We start from the raw sequence: 23043 nt of genomic DNA on the forward strand, positions 1-23043 counted from the left end.
CAGCCGTCCCCGGCGGTCCGGCGTCGCCCGAAGCCGCACCGCGCCCGGACGGCGCCACCCCACCCGTGCCTGATGTGTACGATCCGAGGGTCCACGCCCGGGGGCCGGCGCATGACGCCTTCCGTGTCCTGCGCGCCCATCACCCCGCGGCTTGGCAGGAGGAGTACGAGGTGCTGGGCTGGCCCGCAGGACCAGGCTTCTGGGCCGTCACCCGCCATGCCGACGTCGTGCGGGTGCTCAAGGACTCGGGCGCCTTCTCGTCCTGGCTGGGAGCGACCCAGATCCGGGACCCGGACCCGGCCGATCTTCCGTTCATCCGCCGGATGATGCTCAACCAGGACCCTTCATCCGGCAGTGCGGCCGGAGGGCCCGGCTCGGACCACGGGCGACTGCGGCGACTGGTCAGCCGGGCCTTCACGCCCGCGCGCGTGGACCGGTTCACCGACGCCGCCCGGACTCGTGCCCGCGAACTGCTGGGCGCCGCCAGGGACTCGGGGCCGGTGGTGGACCTGGTCTCCGCCGTCACCGACGACTACGCCCTGCTGAACCTCGCCGACCTGCTGGGTGTACCGGAGAGTGACCGGGGCCTGCTGCTCGGCTGGACCGAGCGCGTCATCGCCTACCAGGACCCGGACGAGCCGCCCCTGCTGGACGAGGCCGGCCGGCCGGTGAACCCCCGTTCGCCCGCCATGCTCCGGGAGATGTTCGACTACGCCCAGGAACTCGCCGCCTACAAACGACGCGTGCCCGCCGATGATGTGATGACGTCACTCGCCACATCCGCGCTGACGGACGCGGAGCTGGAGATGTTCTTCTTCCTGCTCACCGTGGCGGGCAATGACACGGTGCGCAGCGCCGCGCCCGGCGGTCTGCTCGCGCTCGCCGAGCACCCGGACGAACAGCGCAGGCTACGCGACGGAGACGTCCCGCTCGGCACAGCGGTGGAAGAGCTGCTGCGCTGGCACCCCCCGGTGCTCTCGTTCCGCCGCACAGCCACCCGTGACACGCTCGTCCACGGTCGGCGGATACGGGCGGGCGACAAGGTCGTGGTGTTCCACGCGGCGGCCAACTACGACGAGCGGGTGTTCCGGGATCCGCACCGGCTGGACCTGTCCAGGGACCCGAACCCCCACGTCTCGTTCGGCGACGGCCCGCATGTCTGCCTCGGCGCCCACTTCGCCCGGCTCCAGTTGCGCGTACTGCACGCAGAGGCACGCGACCTACTTCCGCCCATGACGCTGGGGAGCCCGCCGAGGCGCCTCGTGTCCAACTTCATCAACGGGATCAAGTCCCTGCCGCTGGTTCTGGGCTGACATCCGGCAGCGGCGACTGCGCCGCCCGTGTCACATCGGCGACGAGTTCCACGACATCGGGTCCGTACGCCTCGGTGTTGAGCACCTTCAGCAGTAGGACGAAGGACCTGCCGCCGTACCTCCGGGACAGCCGCTCGTGGTGCCGGGCGAGATAGCGGGCCGCGGCCTGGTTGGTGATCGCCCGCTGGCCGCAGAAGAGGAACACCGGTCTGCCGCCCTCGCCGGCGGTGAGCCGGGCGAGCAGCACATACTCGGTGGCGCCCTTGTCCAGCCGGTAGTGCTCGGTGCCTATCCGGAACGCCAGCCGGTCGGGACCCGGCTCGACGCCGGTGTCTATCCGCACCCCGGGCAGCAGCGAGGACAGATGAGCGGACATCCGGCGATTGCTCCCGGGGCCTCCCACGCAGAACTCCGTGCGGTCACCGAAGCCCTGCCGCGCGGTGTCGTGCTGGACGATCTGGGCATGCGCCCCGCAGTCCTTGATCAGCGCGGAGAGCTCCAGCAGGGTGAACACGTCGAAGCGGTGGACCGCACCCTCGCTCGCGGGCTCGCGGTTGACGACGAGCAGGCACTCGGAGTCCTGTGGCAGACCGAAGAAAGCCTGCTTACGGTGGAGCCGCCGACGCCAGAGGCAGGTGCGTGCCAGCCAGCCGAGTGAGGCGCTGGTGCCGGCGGCCACGACACCGAGCACAAGGTCGCGCAGGTCTGCGTTCATGGGCGCGCATGGTAGCGGGCCGCACGGAGAGGTGTTCGAGGCGGTCCTGACGGGCAGACCCGGGTGACGTTACGCTGCGGCCGACTCTCGTCGGCTGGAGGTACACATGCGTCGTACTACCAGGACAACCAATCGTCTTGTCGCCGTTCCCGCGCTGGTCATCGCCGTGTTCACGGCGGGGGCCGCGGGGCCGTCGGCGGTTCCCGCGGCACCGGCAGCCGGACGGGCTGCCGAAGCCGAGACCGTCAACGGCAAGACCGTCAACGGCAAGGCTCTCACGGCCCGGAAGAAGGTGCCCGTCGCCGTCGGGTACGGCGGGGTGGTCTCAAGCGTCGACCCGGACGCCTCGGCGGTCGGCATCGAGGTCCTGCGCGGCGGCGGCAACGCGGTGGACGCCGCCGTCGCCACGGCCGCGGCACTCGGGGTCACCGAGCCGTACTCCGCGGGCATCGGTGGTGGCGGCTTCTTCGTCTACTACGACGCCGCCACCCGAACGGTCCATACCGTCGACGGTCGTGAGACCGCGCCGCGCAGCGCGGACGCGTCGCTCTTCCTGGAGAACGGCAAACCCATCCCGTTCGAGGAAGGAGTCACCAGCGGCCTCGGCGTCGGTACCCCCGGCACCCCGGACACCTGGGACGCGGCGCTGGACGAATGGGGCAGCAGGTCCCTGCGCACCCTGCTGAAGCCGGCTCAGAAGCTCGCCAGGGACGGCTTCGTCGTGGACGCCACCTTCCGCGCCCAGACCCAGGCGAACGAGGCCCGCTTCCGGGACTTCCCGGCCACATCCGAGCTCTTCCTGCCGGGCGGGCGGCTGCCGGTGGTCGGCTCGGTCTTCCGCAACCCGGATCTGGCGCGTACCTACGCGGAGCTCGGACGCAAGGGCACCGGAGCGCTCTACCGAGGTCCCATCGCACGGGACATCGTGGACGCCGTGCGCGACCCGCAGCTCAGTGAGGGCGCGACGCGGGTGGTGCGGCCGGGTGACCTGACGATGCGGGACCTGGCGGCCTACGAGACCGAGTGGCGGCGACCGACCGTGATGACCTACCGGGGCCTGGACGTGTACGGCATGAGACCCGTGTCATCCGGTGGTACGACCGTCGGCGAGGCGCTCAACATCCTGGAGAGCACCGACCTCTCGGATGAGTCGGAGGCCGGCTATCTGCACCGGTTCATCGAAGCGAGCCGGATCGCCTTCGCCGACCGCGGACGCTGGGTGGGCGACCCGGCGTTCGTGGACGTACCCGTGAGGGAACTGCTGTCCCAGCGCTACGCGAACTCGCGGGCGTGCCTGATCCGCGACGACGCCGTACTCAAGAGCCCGCTGGCACCGGGAGACCCCCGCAAGCCCACCGCGTGCACCGCGGCCGGTGTGGCGGTCCCGGCGACCTACGAGGGCGACAACACCACGCATCTCACGGTCGCCGACCGGTGGGGCAACGTCGTCGCCTACACCTTGACCATCGAGTCCACCGGCGGCAGCGCGATCACCGTGCCCGGGCGGGGCTTCCTGCTCAACAACGAGCTCACCGACTTCTCCTTCGCCCCGGCGAGCCCGTCCGTGCCCGACCCCAACCTGCCAGGACCGCGCAAGCGCCCCCGCTCCTCCATGTCCCCCACGATCGTGCTCGACCAGCGCGACCGGCCGGTGCTGGCCCTCGGCTCCCCTGGCGGCGCCACCATCATCACCACAGTGCTCCAGACCCTGACCGGTGTGGTGGACCGCGGACTTCCGCTGGTCGACGCCATCGCTGCCCCGCGCGCGAGCCAGCGCAACCAGTCCACGACCGAAGTGGAACCCGCTCTCTGGAACAGCCCGCTGAAGGCTGAGCTGGAGGCGATCGGTCACTCCTTCCGGCAGAACCCGGAGATCGGCGCCGCTACGGCGATCCAGCGGCTGCCGGACGGGCGCTGGCTCGCCGCCGCCGAGAAGGTACGGCGCGGCGGGGGCTCGGCCATGGCCGTACGGCCCAGCGGCACGCCGTAGGTCCTGTCCTGTCCGACCCGGAAAGGACCTGCGCGGGCACACGCGCGACCGCACGTCACCGGGGTCACCCATGAGGGTGGCCCCGGTGGCGTACCGGGCCCGGGGGCTGCTTGCTGTTAAGTGCGGAACGCGGACAGGCGAGCAGAGAGCGAGTGGCCCATGGAAGCGGACAGGCAGCGGCTGCGGACCCCGCGAGCGGCAGGTCTTGCCGGGATCGTGTTCGCCCTGCTGCTGGCGGCTGCGATCGTGCTGATGCGGACCGCGATTCCCGAGGGCGCCGCCACGACCGGCGGGATCAGCCCCGACCGAAAGCGGGCCGTGCGCGCGGCACTCGAACTCGTGCCCTTCGCCGGGATCTTCTTCCTGTGGTTCATGGGTGCCCTCCGGGCGCAGGTCGGGGAGGCGGAGGACAAGTTCGTCGCCACCGTCTTCCTGGGCAGCGGACTGGTCTTCGTTGCCACGCTGTTCGGCGCCGCCGCGGCGGCCGGCAGCATCCTTGCCGACCAGCAGCCGTCGGACTTCGGCCGCAACTTCGCGTACACGCTGCTGACGACGTACTCCATGCGGATGGCCGCGGTCTTCATCTTCACCACCTCGCACATCGGCCACCGGCTCGGGCTGCTGCCGCGCCCCTACACGATCATCGGGGTGGTGGCAGGCCTGATCCTGCTGTTCGCAGGGCCGGGCTTTCCCTGGTCCGAGCTGGTGTTCCCGGCCTGGGCGGTGCTCATCAGCGCCTATCTGATCAGGCTTCGCCTGGGGTCTCGGACCGATGTGCCCACCGCCACCGGGCCGGTGTGACCCCGGCAGTTCACTCCTCCGGCGCACTCGACGGGCGGAGCACCGCCGGTGAGCCCATGCTGAATCGGAGAGTGACTCGTCACGGGAAGGACTGATCCGGGTGAGAGTTGTCGTCGATCTCAACCGATGCCAGGGTTACGCGCAGTGCGCGTTCCTCGCACCGGACGTCTTCGAAATGCACGGCGATGAAGCGCTGCTGTACAACCCGCACGCCGACAAGGCGCAGCGTGATGCTGTGGTCAGGGCGGCGGCAGCCTGTCCGGTGCAGGCGATTCTTGTCGACGGGGTGGGCGAGGAAGCCGCTGCCACCGCCGGTGCGCAGGGGGCCCACGATGCCCGGTGAATTCCTCGACTGGCTGAAGCGCGAAGGGCGCATCGTCATCGTCGGTGCCTCGCTGGCCGGTCTGCGAGCCGCCGAGACCCTCCGGGGCGAAGGGTTCGCCGGTTCACTGACGATGATCGGCGACGAACCGTACGAGCCCTACGACCGCCCCCCGCTCTCCAAGGCCGTCCTGCTGGGGCGGGCCGCCCCGGACCGTACGGAGCTGCCCCGGCGCCGAGAGGTGGACGCCGACTGGCGCCTCGGTGTGCCGGCGACCGGACTCGACATGGCAGGCCGGAAGGTGCAACTGGCCGACGGGGAAGAGGTGCCGTACGACCGGCTGCTGATCGCCACCGGTGTACGGGCGCGCTCCTGGCCGCACGAGACCGAAGCCGAACTCGACGGAGTGTTCGTACTGCGCGGCAGGGACGACGCCACCGCGCTCCAGAAGCGTCTGTCGGCCGGCCCCCGCAGGGTTCTGGTGATCGGCGCGGGGTTCACCGGCTCGGAGATCGCGTCAGCCTGCCGGGAGCGGGAGATCGAGGTCACCCTCGCGGAACGCGGTTCGTCTCCACTGGTCGGGGCGCTCGGCGGGGTGGTCGGACAGGTCGCCGCCCAACTCCACCGCGAGAACGGCGTGGACCTTCGCTGCGAGGTGATGGTCACCGGTCTGGAAGGCGACACGGCGGGCCGGGTGCGTGCCGCCCACCTCTCCGACGGCACCAGTGTGGAAACGGACGTCGTGGTCGTCTGCCTCGGCGCGACCCGCAACACCGAATGGCTCGCCGGATCCGGTCTCGGCGCAGGGCCCCGTGGCATCGCCTGCGACGCCGGATGCCGGGCGTTCGACATCCGGGGCATCGTCACCGACGACATCTTCGTCGCCGGAGACGTGGCACGGTCCCCGCACCCGCTCTTCGGCTACCAGTTCCTGTCCCTGGAGCACTGGGGCAACGCGGTCTCCCAGGCCGAGACCGCCGCGCACAACATGCTCTGCGACAGCGTCGAACGCCGCCCCCACATGTGGGTGCCGGGCTTCTGGTCCGCCCAGTTCGGGGTGAACATCAAATCGGTCGGCGTCCCATCGATGGGCACGGAGATCATCATCGCGCAGGGCTCGCTCGCCGAGCGCCGGTTCGTCGGTGTGTACGGCTACCAGGGGCGGGTCATCGGCGCCGTCACTTTCGACCATGCGCACTGGCTGCCGTTCTACCAGCACCTGATCGAGACGACCGCGCCCTTCCCCCCGAAGTTCGAGACCGTGGACCGTCGCCCCGAGGGGCTACGCCCGATGTCGGCGGAGTTCCCCGACCCCTCGGTGCCCACCCACGGGCCGACCGTCACCCTCAGCGGGTACTCGCCGGCGGACCGGCGGATGACCTTCACTCCCGGCAGGTAACGCCGTACGAGGCCGCCGGAGCCCTGTGAGCCACCCCAAGGACTGGTCATGACCCAAGCCGAAGGCAGTCTGCTGCGGCAGATCCTTGACTACAGCAATCGACACAACCCATACCCGCTGTATGCGGAGCTGCGCAAGACCCCGGTCCTCAGCGAGGGCGACGGCGCCTATGTCGTGAGCACGTACGACGAGGTCCTGAGCCTGCTGCACGACCCGCGGGTCAGTTCCGACCCGCGCAACATGACCGCGCCCGGGGGGCCTGAGCTCGGCCAGCAGGAGGAGCCCGGCCTGCCGCCCAGCTTCATCCGGCAGGACCCCCCGGAGCACGACCGGCTCCGTCGGATGACCAACGCGTCCTTCGGCCCGCCGCACACCCCGCGCCGCATCGACGAGATGCGCGGCGACCTGGGCAAGGTGGTGTCCGGTCTCATCGACGGGATCGGGAACACGGACCGGATCGACCTCGTCGAGCAGTTCTCGTACCCCTTCCCGGTGACCGCGATCTGCCGGCTGCTCGGCGTGCCGCGTGAGGACGAGCCGCGCTTCCACGGCTGGGCCGACACCTTGGCGGCGAGTCTGGACCCGATGCCCGGAGAGGACCCGACCGAGCGGAACAAGATCGCTGAGAAGGCTCGCACGGAGCTCGGCATGTATCTGGCCGGACTCATCGATGAGCGCCGCAAGGACCCCAAGCACGACATGCTCTCCGAATTGGCGACCCGCCATGGGCCGGACGGGGTCATGACGACCATGGAGCTGCTGAGCACGTCGGCGCTGCTGCTGATCGCCGGCCATGAGACCACGGTCAACCTGATCACCAACGGGATGCTCACACTGCTGCGCAATCCCGACCAGCTCCAGCGGCTGCGCGAGGACCCGAAGTCGGTGGTCCCCATGGTGGAGGAGCTGCTGCGCTTCGAACCCCCTGTGCAACTGGTGCCCAACCGCACCACCCTCGCGGACATCGACATCCGCGGCGTCACCATCCCCAAGGGCGCGTCCCTCTGGCTGGTCGCGGCCGCGGGCAACCGCGACCCGAAGCGGTTCGCGCACCCGGACCGGTTCGACCCGGACCGGGGCGACATCCAGCACCTGGGCTTCGGCAGTGGCATCCACTCCTGCTTCGGCGCCCCGCTGGCCCGGCTGGAGGCCCAGTTGGCGCTGAGTGAGCTCGCGCGCAGGCTGGTCAACCCCCGGCTGCTGGAGGACCCGCCCGAGTACCGGCGGAACGCGGTGCTGCGCGGGCCCCGCCATCTGCCCATCGCCTGCAACGACATCCGGCCCTGACGGCCCGCGACGACCTCCGGCGCTGACGGTGCGGTGTCCCACCGGGTCCTGTCCGGACCCGGTACTCACGGAGCGGTGAGGATGCGCGGGCCCGCGTCCGTGATGCCCACCGTCTGCTCGACGTGGAGGTCGCGGCGGCGGCCGGGCTCTCGGCGGAGACCCTGCGCAAGATCGAGACCGGCCGCGCACTGTGCGCCCCTCCCCGTCCCCGCGACCGTCCCCGTCCCCGCGGTCGCGCCCAGCGCCGCCCGGCCGTTCGCGGCGTAGTCTCCCGACCGTGGACCTCAAGAAGCTCGACCGCGCCAAGTACCTCAGCCTCACCACCTTCCGCAAGGACGGAACCGGTGTCGCCACGCCGGTGTGGTTCGCCGTCGACGGCGGTGACGTCTATGTCTGGACCCGCTCCGATTCATGGAAGGTGAAGCGGCTGCGCCGCAACGGCCGGGTCACCGTGTCCCCCTGCGATGTGCGCGGCCGGGTCGCGGACGGCGCGCCGGTGGCGGAGGGGACCGCGCGGCTGCTGGATGACGCGGACCTGAAGAAGGTGCGGCGGCTGCTCGCCCGCAAGTACACCTGGCAGTTCTGGCTCGTCGACTGGCCCGCCGCCCTCGTGCGGTTCGGCAAGCGACCCCACACGGGCATCGCGGTGACGCTGCGGACACGTTGAGCGATCCGCACCGTGCGCGAAAACCGCCCGTAGCCGTCCCGTAACGCGACTGGGATGCAATGCCAGCGGCCGGTGACGGAGGGCGGGCGATGACAGTGGACCAGCACCCCATGGAGCAACTCCCGATGGATATGGCGGTGTTCAGGCGCTACCTCGGAGAACTGACCGGGTGGCTCGACCGGGACGCGGGCTGGTACGGGGTCTTCCGACGGCGTGACCCCGAGGGGCTGGCCGCGTGCCTCCAGGGTGCCGAGATCCCACCGTGGGACGTCGTGGAGTCCCTGCTCCAGGATCTCGGAGCGGGTCGGACCGAAAGCGAGAGCGCCCGTGTGCTGCACTCGGCCGCCGCCGCCGCGCACGATCTGCGTGCGGGCGGGCGCGAGGCCCTGCGGGAGCGTCTGGAGCTGATGGGCCGGGAGCAAGTCCGTGCGGCGGAGCGCGGCCGGGAATTGCGGCGGCGGCTCGCCCTGCTCACCGCGGACTCCCCGGACCACCAGGCCCTCGCCCATGAGCTGGCCTGGGTGCACGACGACCACACGCGTGCGGTGGCCCGCTGTGCGGAACTCACCGAGAGGCTGGCCGCGTTGCGGCCGGATCCCCCCGGCGGCGGGGTGGAGTCGACCCCGGGCGCCGGTGCTGGTTCCTGGTTCCATCCGAGAGGCGGCCGGATCAGGACGCCGCACCCGGACCAAGCGTCCACCGTTCGTGTGGACTCCGGCCCGGTGTCGGGCCCTGCGCCGGTTCACGTGGACTCCGGACCCGTGCCGGTTCACGCCGACTCGGACCAAGCGGGCAGGAATCCCGTGGACTTGCCGCAGCCGGAGTCGTCATCCGGTGGCGAGCGCCGGCGGCGAGGCTGGAGCGGTCCCGCGAGGCGGCGCTCGCGCGGTGCCCGCTATGCGCCTCTGGACGGAGCGGACCAGGCGGACCCGGTGCCGGGGGAGGTGGCCGCCGTTCCCGTGACCCTGTCGCCCGAGACCGGAACGCGGCCTCGCGGAGCGCGGTTCGGGAGTTTCGGCGGTCCCGTCGGCGCCCAGCCGGCGGCGGGTCCGCAACCGCAGGCCGCTGTCGACCCGTCGGATGAGCCGGCCCGGCGAGCCGCCGCCGAGACCGTGGAGGTGCTCGGCATGCTGCGCGCCGAAGGGCGCGGCGGCGAGGCCCATGCCGTGCTCTGCGAGGCGGCTACCCGCCCCGCCGCCTGGCTGCCGGCGCTCGGCGGCGAACTGCTCCGGGCCGGGCTCGGAGCCGACTGGGCGACTCTCCTCTGGGAAGCGGCGTCTTTGCCGCCAGGTCCGCTCGCCGCCGCCGCGCGGGCGCTGGCCGCCGCCGGCAGCGCCGACGACTGTGCCCGGCTCCTGCGCCAGGTCGTCGCGCGTCCGCCCGACGAGATCGCCGAAGCCGTGCTCGCGCTCGGTGTCACCGAGGGCGGGGACGAGGCCCACGCGCTGCTCATCGCGTTCGTGCGAGGCCGTACCGCAGAGGACACGGCGCGGCTCGCCGAGTCAGACCCGCGTGTCCTCGTACCGGCGCTCCTGTCCGCCGCCCGGACCGTGTCGCCGGAGCGGGAGCGGGATCTCGTGCACGCTCTGCGCGTCGCCGGACTCCTCAGTACGTGAAAAAGTACGGTAAAGGCTGTATGCCGACCGCTGAGGTGCGAATCACGATCGACACCGTGGGTGGCGACGATGGTCTTGCCCCAGTGTGTGACGGGGCTTACGTTCTCCTCCTAAGTATTGCATCTACGTGCGTAGAGGCTCTCTGACGTCTTGTCGAAGGAGCAGCTCATGACCAATGTCGTACGCGCCGCACTCGTCCAGGCGAGCTGGACCGGCGATGCCGAGTCGATGATCGCCAAGCACGAAGAGCACGCCCGTGAGGCCGCGCGCCAGGGCGCGAAGATCATCGGATTCCAGGAGGTCTTCAACGCGCCGTACTTCTGCCAGGTCCAGGAGCCCGAGCACTACCGCTGGGCCGAACCGGTGCCGGACGGCCCGACCGTGCTGCGGATGCGCGATCTCGCCCGGGAGACCGGCATGGTGATCGTGGTCCCGGTGTTCGAGGTGGAGGGCACCGGCTTCTACTACAACACCGCGGCCGTCATCGACGCCGACGGCACCTATCTGGGCAAGTACCGCAAGCACCACATCCCCCAAGTCAAGGGCTTCTGGGAGAAGTACTACTTCAAGCCCGGCAACATGGGCTGGCCGGTCTTCGACACCGCCGTCGGCAGGGTCGGGGTCTATATCTGCTACGACCGGCACTTCCCTGAGGGCTGGCGCCAACTCGGCCTCAACGGTGCCCAGTTGGTCTACAACCCGTCGGCCACCTCACGCGGTCTCTCCGCCTATCTCTGGCAGCTCGAACAGCCCGCAGCCGCGGTCGCCAACGAGTACTTCATCGCCGCCATCAACCGGGTCGGCCAGGAGGAGTACGGCGACAACGACTTCTACGGCACCAGCTACTTCGTCGACCCGCGAGGACAGTTCGTCGGCGAGACCGCCAGTGACAAGGCCGAGGAACTGGTCGTCAGGGACCTGGACTTCGCTCTGATCGAAGAGGTCAGGCAGCAGTGGGCCTTCTACCGCGACCGCCGGCCCGACGCCTACGAGGGGCTGGTGCAGCCGTGAGCGACCTGTACGAACGGCACCGCGCCGTCATCCCCGACTGGGTCGCGCTGTACTACCAGCAGCCCATCGAGATCACCCACGGCGAGGGACGGCACGTCTGGGACGCGGACGGCAACCGCTACCTGGACTTCTTCGGCGGCATCCTCACCACCATGACCGCACATGCGCTCCCCGAGGTCACCAAGGCGGTGAGCGAGCAGGCGGGACGGATCATCCACTCCTCCACCCTCTACCTCAACCGCCCCATGGTCGAGTTGGCCGAGCGCGTCGCGGCACTCTCCGGAATCCCCGACGCCCGGGTCTTCTTCACCACCTCCGGCACCGAGGCCAATGACACGGCTCTGCTGCTGTCCACCGCGTACCGCAGGTCGGGAACGATCCTGGCGATGCGAAACAGCTACCACGGCCGCTCCTTCTCCGCGGTCTCCATCACCGGCAACCGAGCCTGGAGCCCCACCGGACTCTCCCCGCTGCAGACCCTCTACGTGCACGGCGGCGTCCGTGGCCGGGGACCGTACGCGGACCTCTCCGACGCGCGGTTCATCGAGGCCTGCGTCGCCGACCTGGAGGACTTGCTCGGGCAGACTCGCGATGTCGCCGCACTGATCGCCGAACCGATCCAGGGCGTCGGCGGTTTCACCTCGCCGCCCGACGGGCTGTACGCGGCGTTCCGTGAAGTGCTCGACCGGCACGGCATCCTCTGGATCTCCGACGAGGTGCAGACCGGCTGGGGCAGGACCGGCGACAACTTCTGGGGCTGGCAGGCCCACGGCCGGAACGGACCGCCCGACCTCCTCACCTTCGCCAAGGGCATCGGCAACGGTATGTCGATCGGCGGTGTGGTCGCCCGTGCCGAGGTCATGAACTGCATCGACGCCAACTCCATCTCGACCTTCGGCGGCTCGCCGATCACCATGGCGGCGGGTCTGGCGAACCTCTCGTATCTCCTGGAGCACGATCTCCAGGGCAACGCCAGGCGCGTCGGAGGAATGCTGCTCGAACGGCTGCGCGCCATCGGCGCGGCGGTCCCCGAGGTGCGCGAGGTGCGCGGCCGGGGGCTCATGGCAGGGGTGGAACTCGTGAAGCCCGGGACGGACCAGGCGCATCCCGAAGCCGCCGCCGCGGTGCTCGAAACGGCTCGCGAGAACGGTCTGCTCATCGGCAAGGGCGGCGCGCACAACACCAGCGTGCTGCGGATCGCCCCACCGCTGACGCTCACCGTGGCAGAGGCGGAAGAGGGCGCGGCCATCCTCGAACGGGCGCTGCGCAGCCTCTAGAGACCATGCGCTCCCTCCGGACATCCGCGCGGGCCTCCGGGTGGCAGCCGTACGGCCCCCGGGCAGCCGCGCAGCCCCGCACACCCCGCGCAGCCTCCGGAAACCGCCCAGTCCATCCCTTCAGAGACCGGGAAGAACCATGAGCAACCGCACACTGATCCGCGGCGGACTCGTCATCACCGCCGCGGAAGAGACCCACGCCGACGTACTGATCGAGGACGGCCGTATCGCCGCCCTGGCGACGACGGGCTCCGGCGCCGCCGAGAGCTGGACCGCCGAGCGCACCATCGACGCCGGCGGGAAGTACGTCATCCCGGGCGGCGTCGACGCCCACACCCATATGGAGCTGCCGTTCGGCGGCACCTTCGCATCCGACACCTTCGAGACCGGTACCCGCGCCGCCGCCTGGGGCGGCACCACCACCATCGTGGACTTCGCCGTGCAGTCCGTCGGACAGGGACTGCGCGAAGGACTCGACGCCTGGTACGCCAAGGCCGACGGCAACTGCGCCATCGACTACGGCTTCCACATGATCCTCGCGGACGTCGACGAGTCCTCGCTCAAGGAGATGGACCTGCTGGTGGAGGAGGGCGTCACCTCCTTCAAGCTCTTCATGGCCTATCCGGGGGTCTTCTACAGCGATGACGGGCAGATCCTGAGGGCGATGCAGCGCGGCACCGCCAACGGCGGGCTGATCATGATGCACGCCGAGAACGGCATCGCGATCGATGTGCTGGTCGAACAGGCTCTCGCCCGCGGTGAGACCGACCCCCGCTACCACGGCGAGGTGCGCAAGGTGCTCCTGGAGGCGGAGGCGACGCACCGCGCCATCCAGCTCGCCCGGGTCGCGGGCGCGCCGCTCTATGTCGTGCACGTGTCGGCGGAAGAGGCCGTCGCCGAGATCGCCCAGGCCAGGGGCAAGGGCCTCAACGTCTTCGGCGAGACCTGCCCGCAGTATCTGTTCCTGTCCACCGACAACCTTGCGGAGCCCGACTTCGAGGGTGCCAAGTACGTGTGCAGTACGCCGCTCAGGCCCAAGGAGCACCAGGCTGCGCTGTGGCGCGGGTTGCGGACCAACGACCTCCAGGTCGTGTCCACCGACCACTGCCCCTTCTGCTTCACCGGCCAGAAGGAGCTGGGCCGGGGCGACTTCTCCAAGATCCCCAACGGTCTGCCGGGTGTGGAGAACCGGATGGACCTGCTCCATCAGGCGGTCGTGGACGGCCACATGAGCCGCCGCCGCTGGATCGAGGTCGCCTGCGCCACCCCGGCCCGTATGTTCGGGCTCTACCCGAAGAAGGGCACCATCGCGCCAGGCGCCGATGCCGACGTCGTGATCTACGACCCGACGGCCACCCAGGTCATCTCCGCCGAGACCCACCACATGAACGTCGACTACTCGGCGTACGAGGGCAAACGGGTCACCGGGCAGGTCGAGACCGTACTGTCCCGCGGTGAAACCGTGATCGACCGGCGGGAGTTCACCGGTCGGGCCGGGCACGGTGTCTACGTACCGCGATCCACCTGCCAGTACCTCAGCTGAGCCCCGTCCGGCGGTCGGCGGCGGCAGTGAGCAACGAGAAGCGCGCGACGCGCATCTAGTACCGGGTAACGAGCAACGCAACGAACTGAACAGGGAGGTCCCCCTGTGGACTTCGGACTCGTCCTCCAGACCGACCCGCCAGCATCGGGGGTCGTCGGTCTGATGCGGCGCGCGGAGCGCAACGGCTTCCGCTACGGCTGGACATTCGATTCGGCCGTGCTCTGGCAGGAGCCGTTCGTCATCTACAGCCGTATCCTGGAGCACACCCAGACCCTGCACGTCGGACCCATGGTCACCAATCCGGGCACCAGGACCTGGGAGGTCACCGCCTCCACCTTCGCCACGCTCAACGAGATGTACGGCAACCGCACCGTCTGCGGTATCGGACGCGGCGACTCGGCCATGCGGGTGGCCGGCCGCAAGCCCAACACGCTGGCCCGCCTCGGCGAGGCGATCGACGCCATCCGCGACCTCGCCGAAGGGCGGGAGGCCCTGATCGACGGCCAGCCGCTGCGGCTGCCCTGGGTGCAGGGCGGAAAACTGCCGGTGTGGATGGCGGCGTACGGCCCCAAGGCCCTGGCACTCGCCGGGCAGAAGGCCGACGGCTTCATCCTCCAACTCGCCGACCCCTATCTGACCGAATGGATGGTGAAGGCGGTACGGGACGCGGCTGCGGAGGCGGGTCGCGATCCGGACGCGGTCACGATTTGCGTCGCCGCACCCGCGTACGTCGGCGACGACCTGGCCCACGCCCGCGATCAGTGCCGCTGGTTCGGCGGGATGGTCGGCAACCATGTCGCCGATCTCGTCAGCCGCTACGGCGAGCACTCGGACATGGTGCCCGAGGAGCTGACCGCGTACATCAAGGAGCGGCACGGTTACGACTACAGCCACCACGGACGGGCCGGGAACCCGTCGACGGACTTCGTGCCCGACGAGATCGTGGACCGCTTCTGCCTGCTCGGCCCCCCGCAGGCACACATCGAGAAGCTCCAGGCGTTGCGTGATCTGGGCGTGGACCAGTTCGCGGTCTACAACATGCACGACGCCAAGGAGCTGACGATCGACGCCTACGGCGCGGAGATCATCCCGGCCATCAACCGCTGATCCGCCCACCGCGGTGCCGCTGAACGCCCACCGCTGACCGGGCACCCGCCCCCCGCTGAAGGGTCAAGCCCATGACCGCGCCAGTTCCCCCGGCCCCTCCGTCCCGCGACCCGGCTCAGGTGACCGACGACCAGGGCCGGGTGGAACTCGTGCCCGGAGCGGTCTCGGGCGAGGGCCGCTTCGTCAACCGGGACCTGCTCCCCGTACCGGTGGCCAAACGGCACTGGACGACGTACAACTTCGCCGCGCTCTGGGTCGGGATGGCCCACAACATCCCGTCCTGGCTGCTCGCGTCCGGCCTTGTCGCACTCGGCATGGACTGGAAGCAGGCGGTGCTCACCATCGCGCTCGCCAATGTGATCGTGCTGGCGCCGATGCTGCTCACCGGGCACGCCGGGCCCAAATACGGCATCCCCTTCCCGGTCCTCGCGCGTGCCTCGTTCGGCATGCGCGGTGCCAACCTGCCCGCCCTCATCAGAGCCGCGGTCGCCTGCGCCTGGTTCGGCATCCAGACCTGGATCGGCGGGCAGGGCATCTTCATCCTGCTCGGCAACATCTTCGGCGGCTGGACCAAGGCCGGCGAGATCGCCGGGCAGCCCTGGACTCTGTGGTTGTGCTTCGTGGCCTTCTGGGCACTCGAACTGGCCATTATCTACCGGGGTATGGAGACCCTGCGCAGGTTCGAGAACTGGGCGGCTCCCTTCGTCATCGTCGGGGCGCTGGTGCTGCTGGTGTGGATCGCCATGAAGGCGGGTGGCTTCGGTCCGCTGCTCGACCAGCCGTCCGAGCTCGGCTGGGGGTCGGAGTTCTGGACGGTGTTCTTCCCCTCCCTCATGGCGATGATCGCCTTCTGGTCCACACTGTCCCTGAACATCCCGGACTTCACCCGCTTCGGCGCAGGGCAGCGTGCCCAGATCTGGGGCCAGACGCTGGGACTGCCGACGACCATGACGCTGTTCGCCCTGCTCTCGGTGTTCGTGACCTCCGGGTCCCAGGCGGTGTACGGCGTTCCGATCTGGGACCCGGTGGAACTGGCCGGAAAGACCGACAACGTCTTCGGCCTGCTCTACGCCCTGATCACGGTGCTGGTCGCGACGATCTCCGTGAACATCGCCGCGAACGTGGTGTCGCCCGCGTACGACCTGGCCAATCTCGCGCCGAGGTTCATCAACTTCCGCAGGGGTGCGCTGATCACCGGTGTCGTCGGTGTGCTGATCATGCCGTGGAAGCTGACCGAGACCCCCGAACTCTACATCTACACCTGGCTGGGGCTGGTCGGCGGGCTACTCGGCACGGTGGCGGGCATCCTCATCGCGGACTACTGGATCATCCGCCGCACCCGCCTTCGGCTGGCCGACCTCTACCGGCACGAGGGCGACTACTGGTACTCCGGCGGCTGGAACTGGAGGGGTGTGGTCGCTTTCGTCGTGGGCGGCATCCTGGCGATCGGCGGGTCCCATTCGGCCCCGGGCAAGGGCCCGTTCCCCGAGGAAGGGCTGATCCCCGTGCTCAAGCCGCTCGCCGACTACGGCTGGGCGGTGGGCCTCGCCGCGTCGATGGCGCTCTACACACTGCTGATGCTGCCGCTGCGGCGCCGTGTATCCTCCGGGGAGTCCGACGGGACTCTCCACGGCATCCCACCCGCCGGGTCCCCGCGGTGAGGCACGGCGCCGCCTTCGGCGGTCGGCTTCAGCGGCGTTCGCGCTGGGCTTCCACGACCCGGCGCATCGTACGGTCGGCTGCCCCTCCCGCACGACGCTGCACCCGCTCCGAGAACCCCGGGAACTGGCCTCCGATCGCGGTGAGCACCTTCATCATCGCGGGCGCCACGTTCACCTCGGCGCGGTCCTGCTCGATGGCACGGACCACACCCGCGACGACCTGGCGCGGCGACACCGTGCCCAGGCCCGCGGGCGCCTCGGCCCCCGTGTCCGCGAACATGCCCGCGTCCCGGACGAAACCGGGCTGGATCACGGAGACGCCCACCCCGTGCTCGTGCAGGTCCTGGCGCAGACCGAGCGCGAAACCGCGCAGGCCGAACTTGGTGGCGTTGTAGAGAGCCGAGTGCTTGGTGGCCGTCTTGCCGGACATCGAACCGACGAAGGCGAGATGGCCGTGGCGCGCCTTCACCATCGCGGGTGCCAGCAGCCGGGCCAGCATGGCGGGGGACCTGAGGTTGACGGCGAGGGCGCGGTCGAGCTGCTCGGGGGTGTAGTCCAGCAGCTCGCCACTGGACGGCAGAGCGGCGTTGGCGATCAGGATGTCGATGCCGGCCGCCTCGTGCGCCAGCCGCTCGATGTCGTCAGGGTCCGCGAGGTCGGCGACCACGCCCCGCGCCCCGTAACGCTCCACCAGCGGCTCCAACGCCTCGGGCCGGCGCCCGGTCAGGATCAACCGCGCGCCGCGTGCGTTGAGTTCCGCGGCGAGCGCGGCGCCGATACCGCCGGTGACACCGGTGAGCAGAACAGTTGATCCGGTGATGCGCATCTGGTTACCCTCCAGTTCCGTTCGTTCGAACGAACGATAAGGAGGGCAGGGTGGTCATGTCCACAGGGGACTACACAGGACTTACCGAACAGGCGAGAAGGTTGCGCGAGGGCGAGGTCACCTCGCGTGAACTCGTCGTGGACGCGCTGGAACGGATCGAGGCCAGCCAGCCCGTACTCAACGCCTTCCGGCATGTGCGGGCCGAGGCCGCGCTCGCCGACGCGGATGACGCCGACCGTCGACTCGCTTCGGGGGAGCGGCTACCGCTGCTCGGTGTGCCCATGGCGGTCAAGGACGACACCGATGTGGCCGGCCTGCCGACTCTGTTCGGCTGCCAGGGCGAGGTCGCACCGGCATCAGTCGACGGCGAGCCGGTACGCAGGCTGCGCGAGGCGGGCGCCGTCATCGTCGGCAAGACCAACTCCTGTGAACTCGGCCAGTGGGCGTTCACCGAGGGCCCCGCCTTCGGTGCCACTCGCAACCCCTGGTCGCATGGACACACCCCCGGCGGCTCGTCCGGTGGATCGGCGGCGGCCGTCGCCGCCGGACTCGTACCGGCCGCGCTCGGTTCGGACGGCGCCGGCTCCATCCGGATCCCGGCCGCCTGGACCCATCTCGTGGGGATCAAGCCGCAGCGCGGCAGGGTTTCCGTCCATCCGCACATCGATGCGTTCCAGGGCCTCGCCGTCAACGGCCCGCTGGCCCGTACGGTCGCCGACGCGGCCCTGCTGCTCGACGCTGTCCAGGGGCCGCACCCGGAGGACCTGCACCGGCCCGAAGCCGTCGACGCGTCCGCCGCCGCCCGCCGCGAACCTGGCCGGCTGCGCATCGCCCTCGCCTGGCGCCCGCCGCTCACCCTCACCGGCGCCAAGCCGCACCCCGAGGTCCGCCGTGCCGTCTCCGAGGTCGCCGATGCCCTCGCCCGGCTCGGGCACGACGTCGAGGAGGCCAGGCCGCGCTACGGGCTCATCGGGCTCGGTTTCGTCCCGCGCGGGACGACCGGTGTCTCCGAGATCGCGGCGCTGCACCCCGAGCCCGCGCTGCTCGACCCGCGCACCCGTACCGCGATGCGCAACGGCAAGCTGCTCGGCGGCCGTATCGTGCGCGCGGCGCGCGCCCGTGAGGTACGCCAGCACCAGCGCATCGGCGCCATCTTCGACACCTACGACGTCGTGCTGACCCCCACCACGGCCGTGCCGCCGCCCGCGATCGGCACCTTCGACGGGCTCGGCGCCTGGCGTACCAACTCCATCATGGCCGCGGCCTGCCCCTACGCCTGGCCGTGGAACGTACTCGGCTGGCCCGGGGTGAACGTGCCCGCCGGGTTCACCTCCGGCGGTCTGCCGGTGGGTGCACAACTGCTGGGCCCCGCAGGTGGCGAGGAGCGTCTGATCTCGCTGGCCGCCCAGTTGGAGGACGCCCTGCGCTGGTACGAGCACCACCCCTCCCCGCCGACCGTGCGGAGCGCGCCGGTGGAACAATGACCACCATGTCCAGCGAGCACGTCCCGGCCACCGCCCAGCCCATACTCCCGACGAAGCAACGCATCATCGGTGCCGTCCTGCGCGTCATCGGAGAGGACGGCATCGCCGGGGTCACCAACCGGCGGATCGCGAAGGAGGCGGGCGTCTCGCTCGGGTCCGTCACCTACCACTTCACCAGTCAGCACGAGATGCTGCGGGAGTCCATGCTGCACTTCGTGCACGAGGAGACCCGGCGGCTGACCGAGCTCGCCGACGAGGGTGAGGCGGCGGGCCTCGGTCTCGACGCCGCCGCGTCGCTCGCGGGACAGGTCGCGGACGGCACCGTCTTCGACAGTGAGCACATCGCTCCCTTCGAGCTGTACATCCAGGCGGGGCGGGACGAACGGCTGAGGGAGGCGGCGGCCGAATGCTTCACCGCGTACGACCGCCTCGCCACACAGATCCTCACCGCCCTTGGTGTCCCCGACGCCGAGCGGCTGGCCTCGACCACGGTCGCCCTGATCGCCGGGCTCCAGCTCCGGCGGCTGGCCACCGGTTCGCCCGCGGAGGACCTGGCGGACGCGCTGCTGCTGCTGGTGGGCGGTCGGGTCTGAGTACGCCTGCCCTGAGCCGCTCGGGATGCGTCCCGAGCGGCTCAGGGCGTGTGCCGGTCCGCGGCCGACCAGGCCTGCCGAACGGGTCAGTGCGGGCCGGGTTATGCCGGTATGGGCGTGTGTGTGGCTTAGGTTGGTCTGACCATGCGCCACCGCACCGGCCGCATGGCCGAGCCTGGCCGAAAGGGGCGCCCGGGATGTCGCGCACGCACACATGGCACAGGACCGGATACGGCAGGACCCGGTATGGCAGGGCCGCCGCCGTCACGCTGGCCGCCGCTGGGCTGCTCGCCGCAGCGGCCTGCACCGGGCTCACGTCATCCGGATCGCCTGCGGCTCACCCCACCGCAACGTCGGAGCCCTCTGCCCGCAGCCTGGACCCGGCGGTGTCGCAGCGGCTCGACAAGGCCATCACCCAGGTGCTGCGCCAGACCGGGGTCCCCGGTGTGATCGTCGGAGTGTGGCAGCCGGGGAAGGGTGACTACATCCGGGCTTTCGGCGTCGCCGACAAGAGCAGCGGCAAGGCCATGTCCCAGGATCTGCGGATGCGGATCGGCAGCGAGACCAAGACGTTCACCGTGACGGCCCTGCTCAGGCTGGTGGACGAGGGCAAGGTCGGTCTCGACGACCCCATCTCCGACTACGTGGACGGAGTGCCGAACGGCGAGAACATCACGCTGCGTCAGCTGGCCGAGATGCGCAGCGGACTGTACTCATACACGGACGACCCGGCCTTCGACAAGGCCCTCATGGCCGACCCTGACCGGGTGTTCACCCCCCAGCAGCTGCTCGACTACGCCTTCGACCACCCGGTGGGCTTCCAGCCGGGCGAGAAGTTCCAGTACTCCAACACCAACACGATCCTGCTCGGTCTGGTCATCGAGAAGGCGAGCGGCCGGAGTCTGCGGGAGGACCTGGACCGCAGTGTCCTCGGCCCGGCCGGCCTCGACGACACGCTGTTCCCCGAAGGCGCCGAATTCCCCGAGCCGCACGCACAGGGGTACACCGACCAGACGCCGGACGGCGAGGAGGCGAACGCCACCGACTGGGACCCGTCCTGGGCCTGGGCGGCCGGGGCGATGATCTCCGACCTGCAGGACCTGCGGGAATGGGCACGCATCGTGGCCACCGGCACACTGCTCAAGCCGGCGACCCAGGCTCAGCGGCTGCGCATGCTGCCCACCGGCTTCCCAGGGACGGGCTACGGTCTGGGCATCTTCGAGAACCACGGCTGGATCGGTCACAACGGCTCGCTGCCCGGCTACCAGAGCGTGACCGTGTACCTGCCCGAGACCAAGGCCACGATGGTGATCCTCACCAACACCGACAACCCGTACCAGGGCAGCGAGAACAGCACGGTGTTCGCCAAGGCCATCACGGGAATCGTGACGCCGGAGAACGTGTACAGCCTGCCGCCCGCGCCCGCGTCATCGGCACAGCCGACAGCGTCCGCCGCGTCCTCGGGGGCTTCCGGCTCCGCTGAGGAGTCCGCAGGCTGACCGCTGCCCCTGCCAGACCGGCGAGCCTGGGCGGCCAAGGCCGCGCAGGCTCGCCGGGACTCGGTGCGGCCGCCGCGAGACGCTTCGTGTTCACCCGGGGTTTGCCGTGGATGTCCCTGGTGTCCATCGGTTCGTCGCCCCGAGTCGGCTGGGATGTCAGCGCGGCGTGCTTTGCTGGACGCATGACCGAAGAGTTTCTGTCCGGGACGACAGGCAATCCCTGGGAGTCCGTCACCCTTGCCCTGGTCGAGGAGGCGGTCCGCAAGGCGGCCGCCGTCGAGATCATGCCGCGTTTCCGCCAGCTCGCCGAGCACGAGATCCTCGAGAAGAACGGTCCGCATGATCTGGTGACCGTGGCCGACCGCAGCGCCGAGGAGCACCTCACCGCCTCACTGTCCGCGCTGCTGCCGGGTTCGGTCGTGGTGGGCGAGGAGGCGGTCCACGCCGATTCGGCGATATGCGGCGCGCTCGACGGCGACGCTCCGGTCTGGATCGTGGACCCGGTCGACGGCACTCGCCAGTTCGTCCACGGTGACCCCGGCTTCTGCACGCTGGTCGCGCTCGCCCGGCATGGTGAGGTGCTGGCTTCCTGGACCTACGCCCCGGCGCTGGACGAGATGGCGGTGGCGGTGCGCGGACACGGCGCGCGGGTGGACGGCAGGCCGATCAGCTCGGGCTCGCCCGCACCCGGAGCGGTTCTCGAAGTGGCCACCTCCCACCCGGACTTCACCACGGACGAGCAGAAGCGCGCCCTGCTCGCCCTGCGCGTCGACGGCATAGCCACCCGACCATGCGGTTCCGCGGGTCTCGAGTACCTCGCTGTGGCCCGCGGTGAGCTGTCAGCCATAGTCTTCTCTTGGGAAAATCCATGGGATCACGCGGCGGGGCTACTCCTGGTCGCCGAGGCGGGCGGCACGGACCTGACCCTCACCGGAGAGCGCTTCCGCGTCACCGGCGGCAACGCGCTGCCGTTCACGGCGGCTCGGGACGAGACGACGGTCAGCCGGATCCACGCATTGCTGGCAGCACCCGGACGCACCGTGTGAAAGCTCGGCAGGGCCGCGCCTTGCCCGGCACCCTCAGCCGAGCAGCTCCCTGGTATCCCGCACCAGCCGTGCCGCGTCGGCGACCGCCGTCGCGTCCAGGGCGCGCAGTGCGGCTGCCGCCCGGTCTCCGAAGTCCGCGGGGGCGTTCGGTAGCCGGGACGCGCTCGCCAGCGCGCCCTTCTCGTTGAGCAGCCAGGTGCGGTGAGCCGCGTGCATCGACTGGGTGAGTACGCCGAAGGCGCGGGAGAGGCACAGCGACACATGCAAGGCGTCCCCACCACGGACCGACTTGGCCGCCGCAGCCACTGAGAAGTCCGCCTCCCAGGCGGCTTCGACCAGAGCCTGCCGCAGCGGCTCCGGATACACCGCCGTCTCCGTCCGAAGGGCGGTCAACTCACCTGAGGGATCTGCGAGTACCCGGCAGAGCGCGACCTCGCCCGCGTACGCCGGTGACCAGAAGCCCAGCGGGTGCCCTGCCTGCACGCCCACCTCGTAGCGGCCCACACGGCAGTCCGCCCAGACGGACTCCACTCGGTCGAGATCCCGCAGGATCCAGTCCACTCGAGCGCCGTCCGCCGTGAGCCACACGCCGCCGTCCACCCACGGTCCCCAACCGCCGGGGCCCGCCACCTCCACCGGGCCACCGGTGAAGGTGGCGGCCAGCGCTGCCAACGCCGCCGTATCCGGTGTGCCCCTGTAGTAGAGACCCAGATCCCAGTCGGAGTCCGGCCGGTGCGCGCCGCGCGCCCGGCTGCCGCCGAGGGCGACGGCGTGAATGCCCCGCACTCCGGTGAGCCGTGCCGCCATGTCCGCCATGCCATCGAGCTGGTTCGTCATCGCTGCGTACGCTACCCCCGGCCGCGGTGTCGGCGGCTGCGAATATGCT

General features: G+C 70.4%; 20 protein-coding genes. 17 read left to right on the forward strand and 3 right to left on the reverse strand.

Annotated elements, in window-relative coordinates; genetic code table 11:
- Positions 1-74 precede the first annotated feature (74 nt).
- A complete protein-coding gene (locus V1460_RS13460; RefSeq protein ID WP_338678030.1) occupies positions 75-1313 on the forward strand; it encodes a cytochrome P450 in 1239 nt (412 codons plus the stop codon).
- On the opposite strand, the gene V1460_RS13465 is transcribed toward V1460_RS13460, so the two are convergent.
- Positions 1285-2028, reverse strand: coding sequence for a hypothetical protein (locus V1460_RS13465; RefSeq protein WP_338673961.1), 744 nt, complete (start codon positions 2026-2028; stop codon positions 1285-1287). The two genes, V1460_RS13460 and V1460_RS13465, sit on opposite strands and share 29 nt — an antisense overlap.
- A 106-nt stretch (positions 2029-2134) precedes the next feature.
- On the opposite strand from V1460_RS13465, the gene ggt reads away from it, so the two are divergent.
- From ggt to V1460_RS13525, 12 genes are all read left to right on the forward strand, one after another.
- Positions 2135-4018 carry a gamma-glutamyltransferase gene (ggt, locus tag V1460_RS13470; RefSeq protein WP_338673962.1) on the forward strand — a complete coding sequence of 628 codons (1884 nt, stop codon included), beginning with the start codon at positions 2135-2137 and terminating at the stop codon, positions 4016-4018.
- A gap of 159 nt (positions 4019-4177) precedes the next feature.
- A complete protein-coding gene (locus V1460_RS13475) occupies positions 4178-4819 on the forward strand; it encodes a hypothetical protein (RefSeq protein WP_338673963.1) in 642 nt (213 codons plus the stop codon).
- A 100-nt stretch (positions 4820-4919) separates the two neighbouring features.
- Positions 4920-5162, forward strand: coding sequence for a ferredoxin (locus tag V1460_RS13480; protein ID WP_338673964.1), 243 nt, complete (start codon positions 4920-4922; stop codon positions 5160-5162).
- Positions 5152-6540 carry an FAD-dependent oxidoreductase gene (locus tag V1460_RS13485; protein WP_338673965.1) on the forward strand — a complete coding sequence of 463 codons (1389 nt, stop codon included), beginning with the start codon at positions 5152-5154 and terminating at the stop codon, positions 6538-6540. Before V1460_RS13480 ends, V1460_RS13485 begins: the two co-directional genes overlap by 11 nt.
- A gap of 48 nt (positions 6541-6588) precedes the next feature.
- Positions 6589-7827, forward strand: a complete 1239-nt coding sequence (locus V1460_RS13490; protein WP_338673966.1) for a cytochrome P450 — start codon at positions 6589-6591, stop codon at positions 7825-7827.
- A gap of 277 nt (positions 7828-8104) precedes the next feature.
- Positions 8105-8494, forward strand: coding sequence for a PPOX class F420-dependent oxidoreductase (locus V1460_RS13495; RefSeq protein ID WP_338673967.1), 390 nt, complete (start codon positions 8105-8107; stop codon positions 8492-8494).
- A gap of 89 nt (positions 8495-8583) precedes the next feature.
- Positions 8584-10110: a hypothetical protein gene (locus V1460_RS13500; RefSeq protein WP_338673968.1), complete on the forward strand. Its 1527-nt coding sequence runs from the start codon at positions 8584-8586 to the stop codon at positions 10108-10110.
- Between the two features lie 168 nt (positions 10111-10278).
- Positions 10279-11121: a nitrilase-related carbon-nitrogen hydrolase gene (locus tag V1460_RS13505; protein WP_338673969.1), complete on the forward strand. Its 843-nt coding sequence runs from the start codon at positions 10279-10281 to the stop codon at positions 11119-11121.
- Complete coding sequence (locus V1460_RS13510; RefSeq protein WP_338673970.1) at positions 11118-12398, forward strand: aspartate aminotransferase family protein; 1281 nt, start codon at positions 11118-11120, stop codon at positions 12396-12398. The genes V1460_RS13505 and V1460_RS13510 overlap by 4 nt, the downstream gene beginning before the upstream one ends.
- Before the next feature lie 139 nt (positions 12399-12537).
- On the forward strand, positions 12538-13941 hold the full coding sequence (hydA, locus tag V1460_RS13515; RefSeq protein WP_338673971.1) for a dihydropyrimidinase: 1404 nt from the start codon (positions 12538-12540) through the stop codon (positions 13939-13941).
- A gap of 105 nt (positions 13942-14046) precedes the next feature.
- Positions 14047-15048 (forward strand): TIGR03842 family LLM class F420-dependent oxidoreductase, encoded by a 1002-nt coding sequence (locus V1460_RS13520; RefSeq protein WP_338673972.1) that lies wholly within the window; start codon positions 14047-14049, stop codon positions 15046-15048.
- A gap of 71 nt (positions 15049-15119) precedes the next feature.
- Positions 15120-16709: an NCS1 family nucleobase:cation symporter-1 gene (locus V1460_RS13525; protein WP_338673973.1), complete on the forward strand. Its 1590-nt coding sequence runs from the start codon at positions 15120-15122 to the stop codon at positions 16707-16709.
- Between the two features lie 28 nt (positions 16710-16737).
- On the opposite strand, the gene V1460_RS13530 is transcribed toward V1460_RS13525, so the two are convergent.
- Positions 16738-17535 (reverse strand): SDR family NAD(P)-dependent oxidoreductase, encoded by a 798-nt coding sequence (locus V1460_RS13530; protein ID WP_338673974.1) that lies wholly within the window; start codon positions 17533-17535, stop codon positions 16738-16740.
- Positions 17536-17591: 56 nt separating this feature from the next.
- On the opposite strand from V1460_RS13530, the gene V1460_RS13535 reads away from it, so the two are divergent.
- From V1460_RS13535 to V1460_RS13550, 4 genes are all read left to right on the forward strand, one after another.
- The gene (locus V1460_RS13535) at positions 17592-19019 is read left to right on the forward strand and encodes an amidase (RefSeq protein ID WP_338673975.1); all 1428 of its coding nucleotides are present in this window, start codon (positions 17592-17594) and stop codon (positions 19017-19019) included.
- A 5-nt stretch (positions 19020-19024) separates the two neighbouring features.
- Positions 19025-19612 carry a TetR family transcriptional regulator gene (locus V1460_RS13540; protein ID WP_338673976.1) on the forward strand — a complete coding sequence of 196 codons (588 nt, stop codon included), beginning with the start codon at positions 19025-19027 and terminating at the stop codon, positions 19610-19612.
- Positions 19613-19809: 197 nt separating this feature from the next.
- Positions 19810-21111, forward strand: a complete 1302-nt coding sequence (locus V1460_RS13545; protein WP_338673977.1) for a serine hydrolase domain-containing protein — start codon at positions 19810-19812, stop codon at positions 21109-21111.
- 182 nt (positions 21112-21293) lie between these two features.
- Positions 21294-22157 (forward strand): inositol monophosphatase family protein, encoded by an 864-nt coding sequence (locus V1460_RS13550; protein ID WP_338673978.1) that lies wholly within the window; start codon positions 21294-21296, stop codon positions 22155-22157.
- A gap of 33 nt (positions 22158-22190) precedes the next feature.
- Here the strand turns inward: V1460_RS13550 and V1460_RS13555 are convergent, their stop codons facing one another.
- Positions 22191-22994: a nucleotidyltransferase domain-containing protein gene (locus tag V1460_RS13555; RefSeq protein ID WP_338673979.1), complete on the reverse strand. Its 804-nt coding sequence runs from the start codon at positions 22992-22994 to the stop codon at positions 22191-22193.
- Positions 22995-23043 lie beyond the last annotated feature (49 nt).

It is taken from the genome of Streptomyces sp. SCSIO 30461, assembly GCF_037023745.1.
Taxonomy (GTDB): Bacteria; Actinomycetota; Actinomycetes; order Streptomycetales; family Streptomycetaceae; genus Streptomyces.

What these genes read in the sequence shown, in the direction of transcription:
- V1460_RS13465 (WP_338673961.1), bottom strand. Translation starts at nt 2,028, where the DNA reads ATGAACGCAGACCTGCGCGACCTTGTGCTCGGTGTCGTGGCCGCCGGC.
- ggt (WP_338673962.1), top strand. Translation starts at nt 2,135, where the DNA reads ATGCGTCGTACTACCAGGACAACCAATCGTCTTGTCGCCGTTCCCGCG.
- V1460_RS13475 (WP_338673963.1), top strand. Translation starts at nt 4,178, where the DNA reads ATGGAAGCGGACAGGCAGCGGCTGCGGACCCCGCGAGCGGCAGGTCTT.
- V1460_RS13485 (WP_338673965.1), top strand. Translation starts at nt 5,152, where the DNA reads ATGCCCGGTGAATTCCTCGACTGGCTGAAGCGCGAAGGGCGCATCGTC.
- V1460_RS13490 (WP_338673966.1), top strand. Translation starts at nt 6,589, where the DNA reads ATGACCCAAGCCGAAGGCAGTCTGCTGCGGCAGATCCTTGACTACAGC.
- V1460_RS13500 (WP_338673968.1), top strand. Translation starts at nt 8,584, where the DNA reads ATGACAGTGGACCAGCACCCCATGGAGCAACTCCCGATGGATATGGCG.
- V1460_RS13505 (WP_338673969.1), top strand. Translation starts at nt 10,279, where the DNA reads ATGACCAATGTCGTACGCGCCGCACTCGTCCAGGCGAGCTGGACCGGC.
- hydA (WP_338673971.1), top strand. Translation starts at nt 12,538, where the DNA reads ATGAGCAACCGCACACTGATCCGCGGCGGACTCGTCATCACCGCCGCG.
- V1460_RS13525 (WP_338673973.1), top strand. Translation starts at nt 15,120, where the DNA reads ATGACCGCGCCAGTTCCCCCGGCCCCTCCGTCCCGCGACCCGGCTCAG.
- V1460_RS13530 (WP_338673974.1), bottom strand. Translation starts at nt 17,535, where the DNA reads ATGCGCATCACCGGATCAACTGTTCTGCTCACCGGTGTCACCGGCGGT.
- V1460_RS13535 (WP_338673975.1), top strand. Translation starts at nt 17,592, where the DNA reads ATGTCCACAGGGGACTACACAGGACTTACCGAACAGGCGAGAAGGTTG.
- V1460_RS13540 (WP_338673976.1), top strand. Translation starts at nt 19,025, where the DNA reads ATGTCCAGCGAGCACGTCCCGGCCACCGCCCAGCCCATACTCCCGACG.
- V1460_RS13545 (WP_338673977.1), top strand. Translation starts at nt 19,810, where the DNA reads ATGTCGCGCACGCACACATGGCACAGGACCGGATACGGCAGGACCCGG.
- V1460_RS13550 (WP_338673978.1), top strand. Translation starts at nt 21,294, where the DNA reads ATGACCGAAGAGTTTCTGTCCGGGACGACAGGCAATCCCTGGGAGTCC.
- V1460_RS13555 (WP_338673979.1), bottom strand. Translation starts at nt 22,994, where the DNA reads ATGACGAACCAGCTCGATGGCATGGCGGACATGGCGGCACGGCTCACC.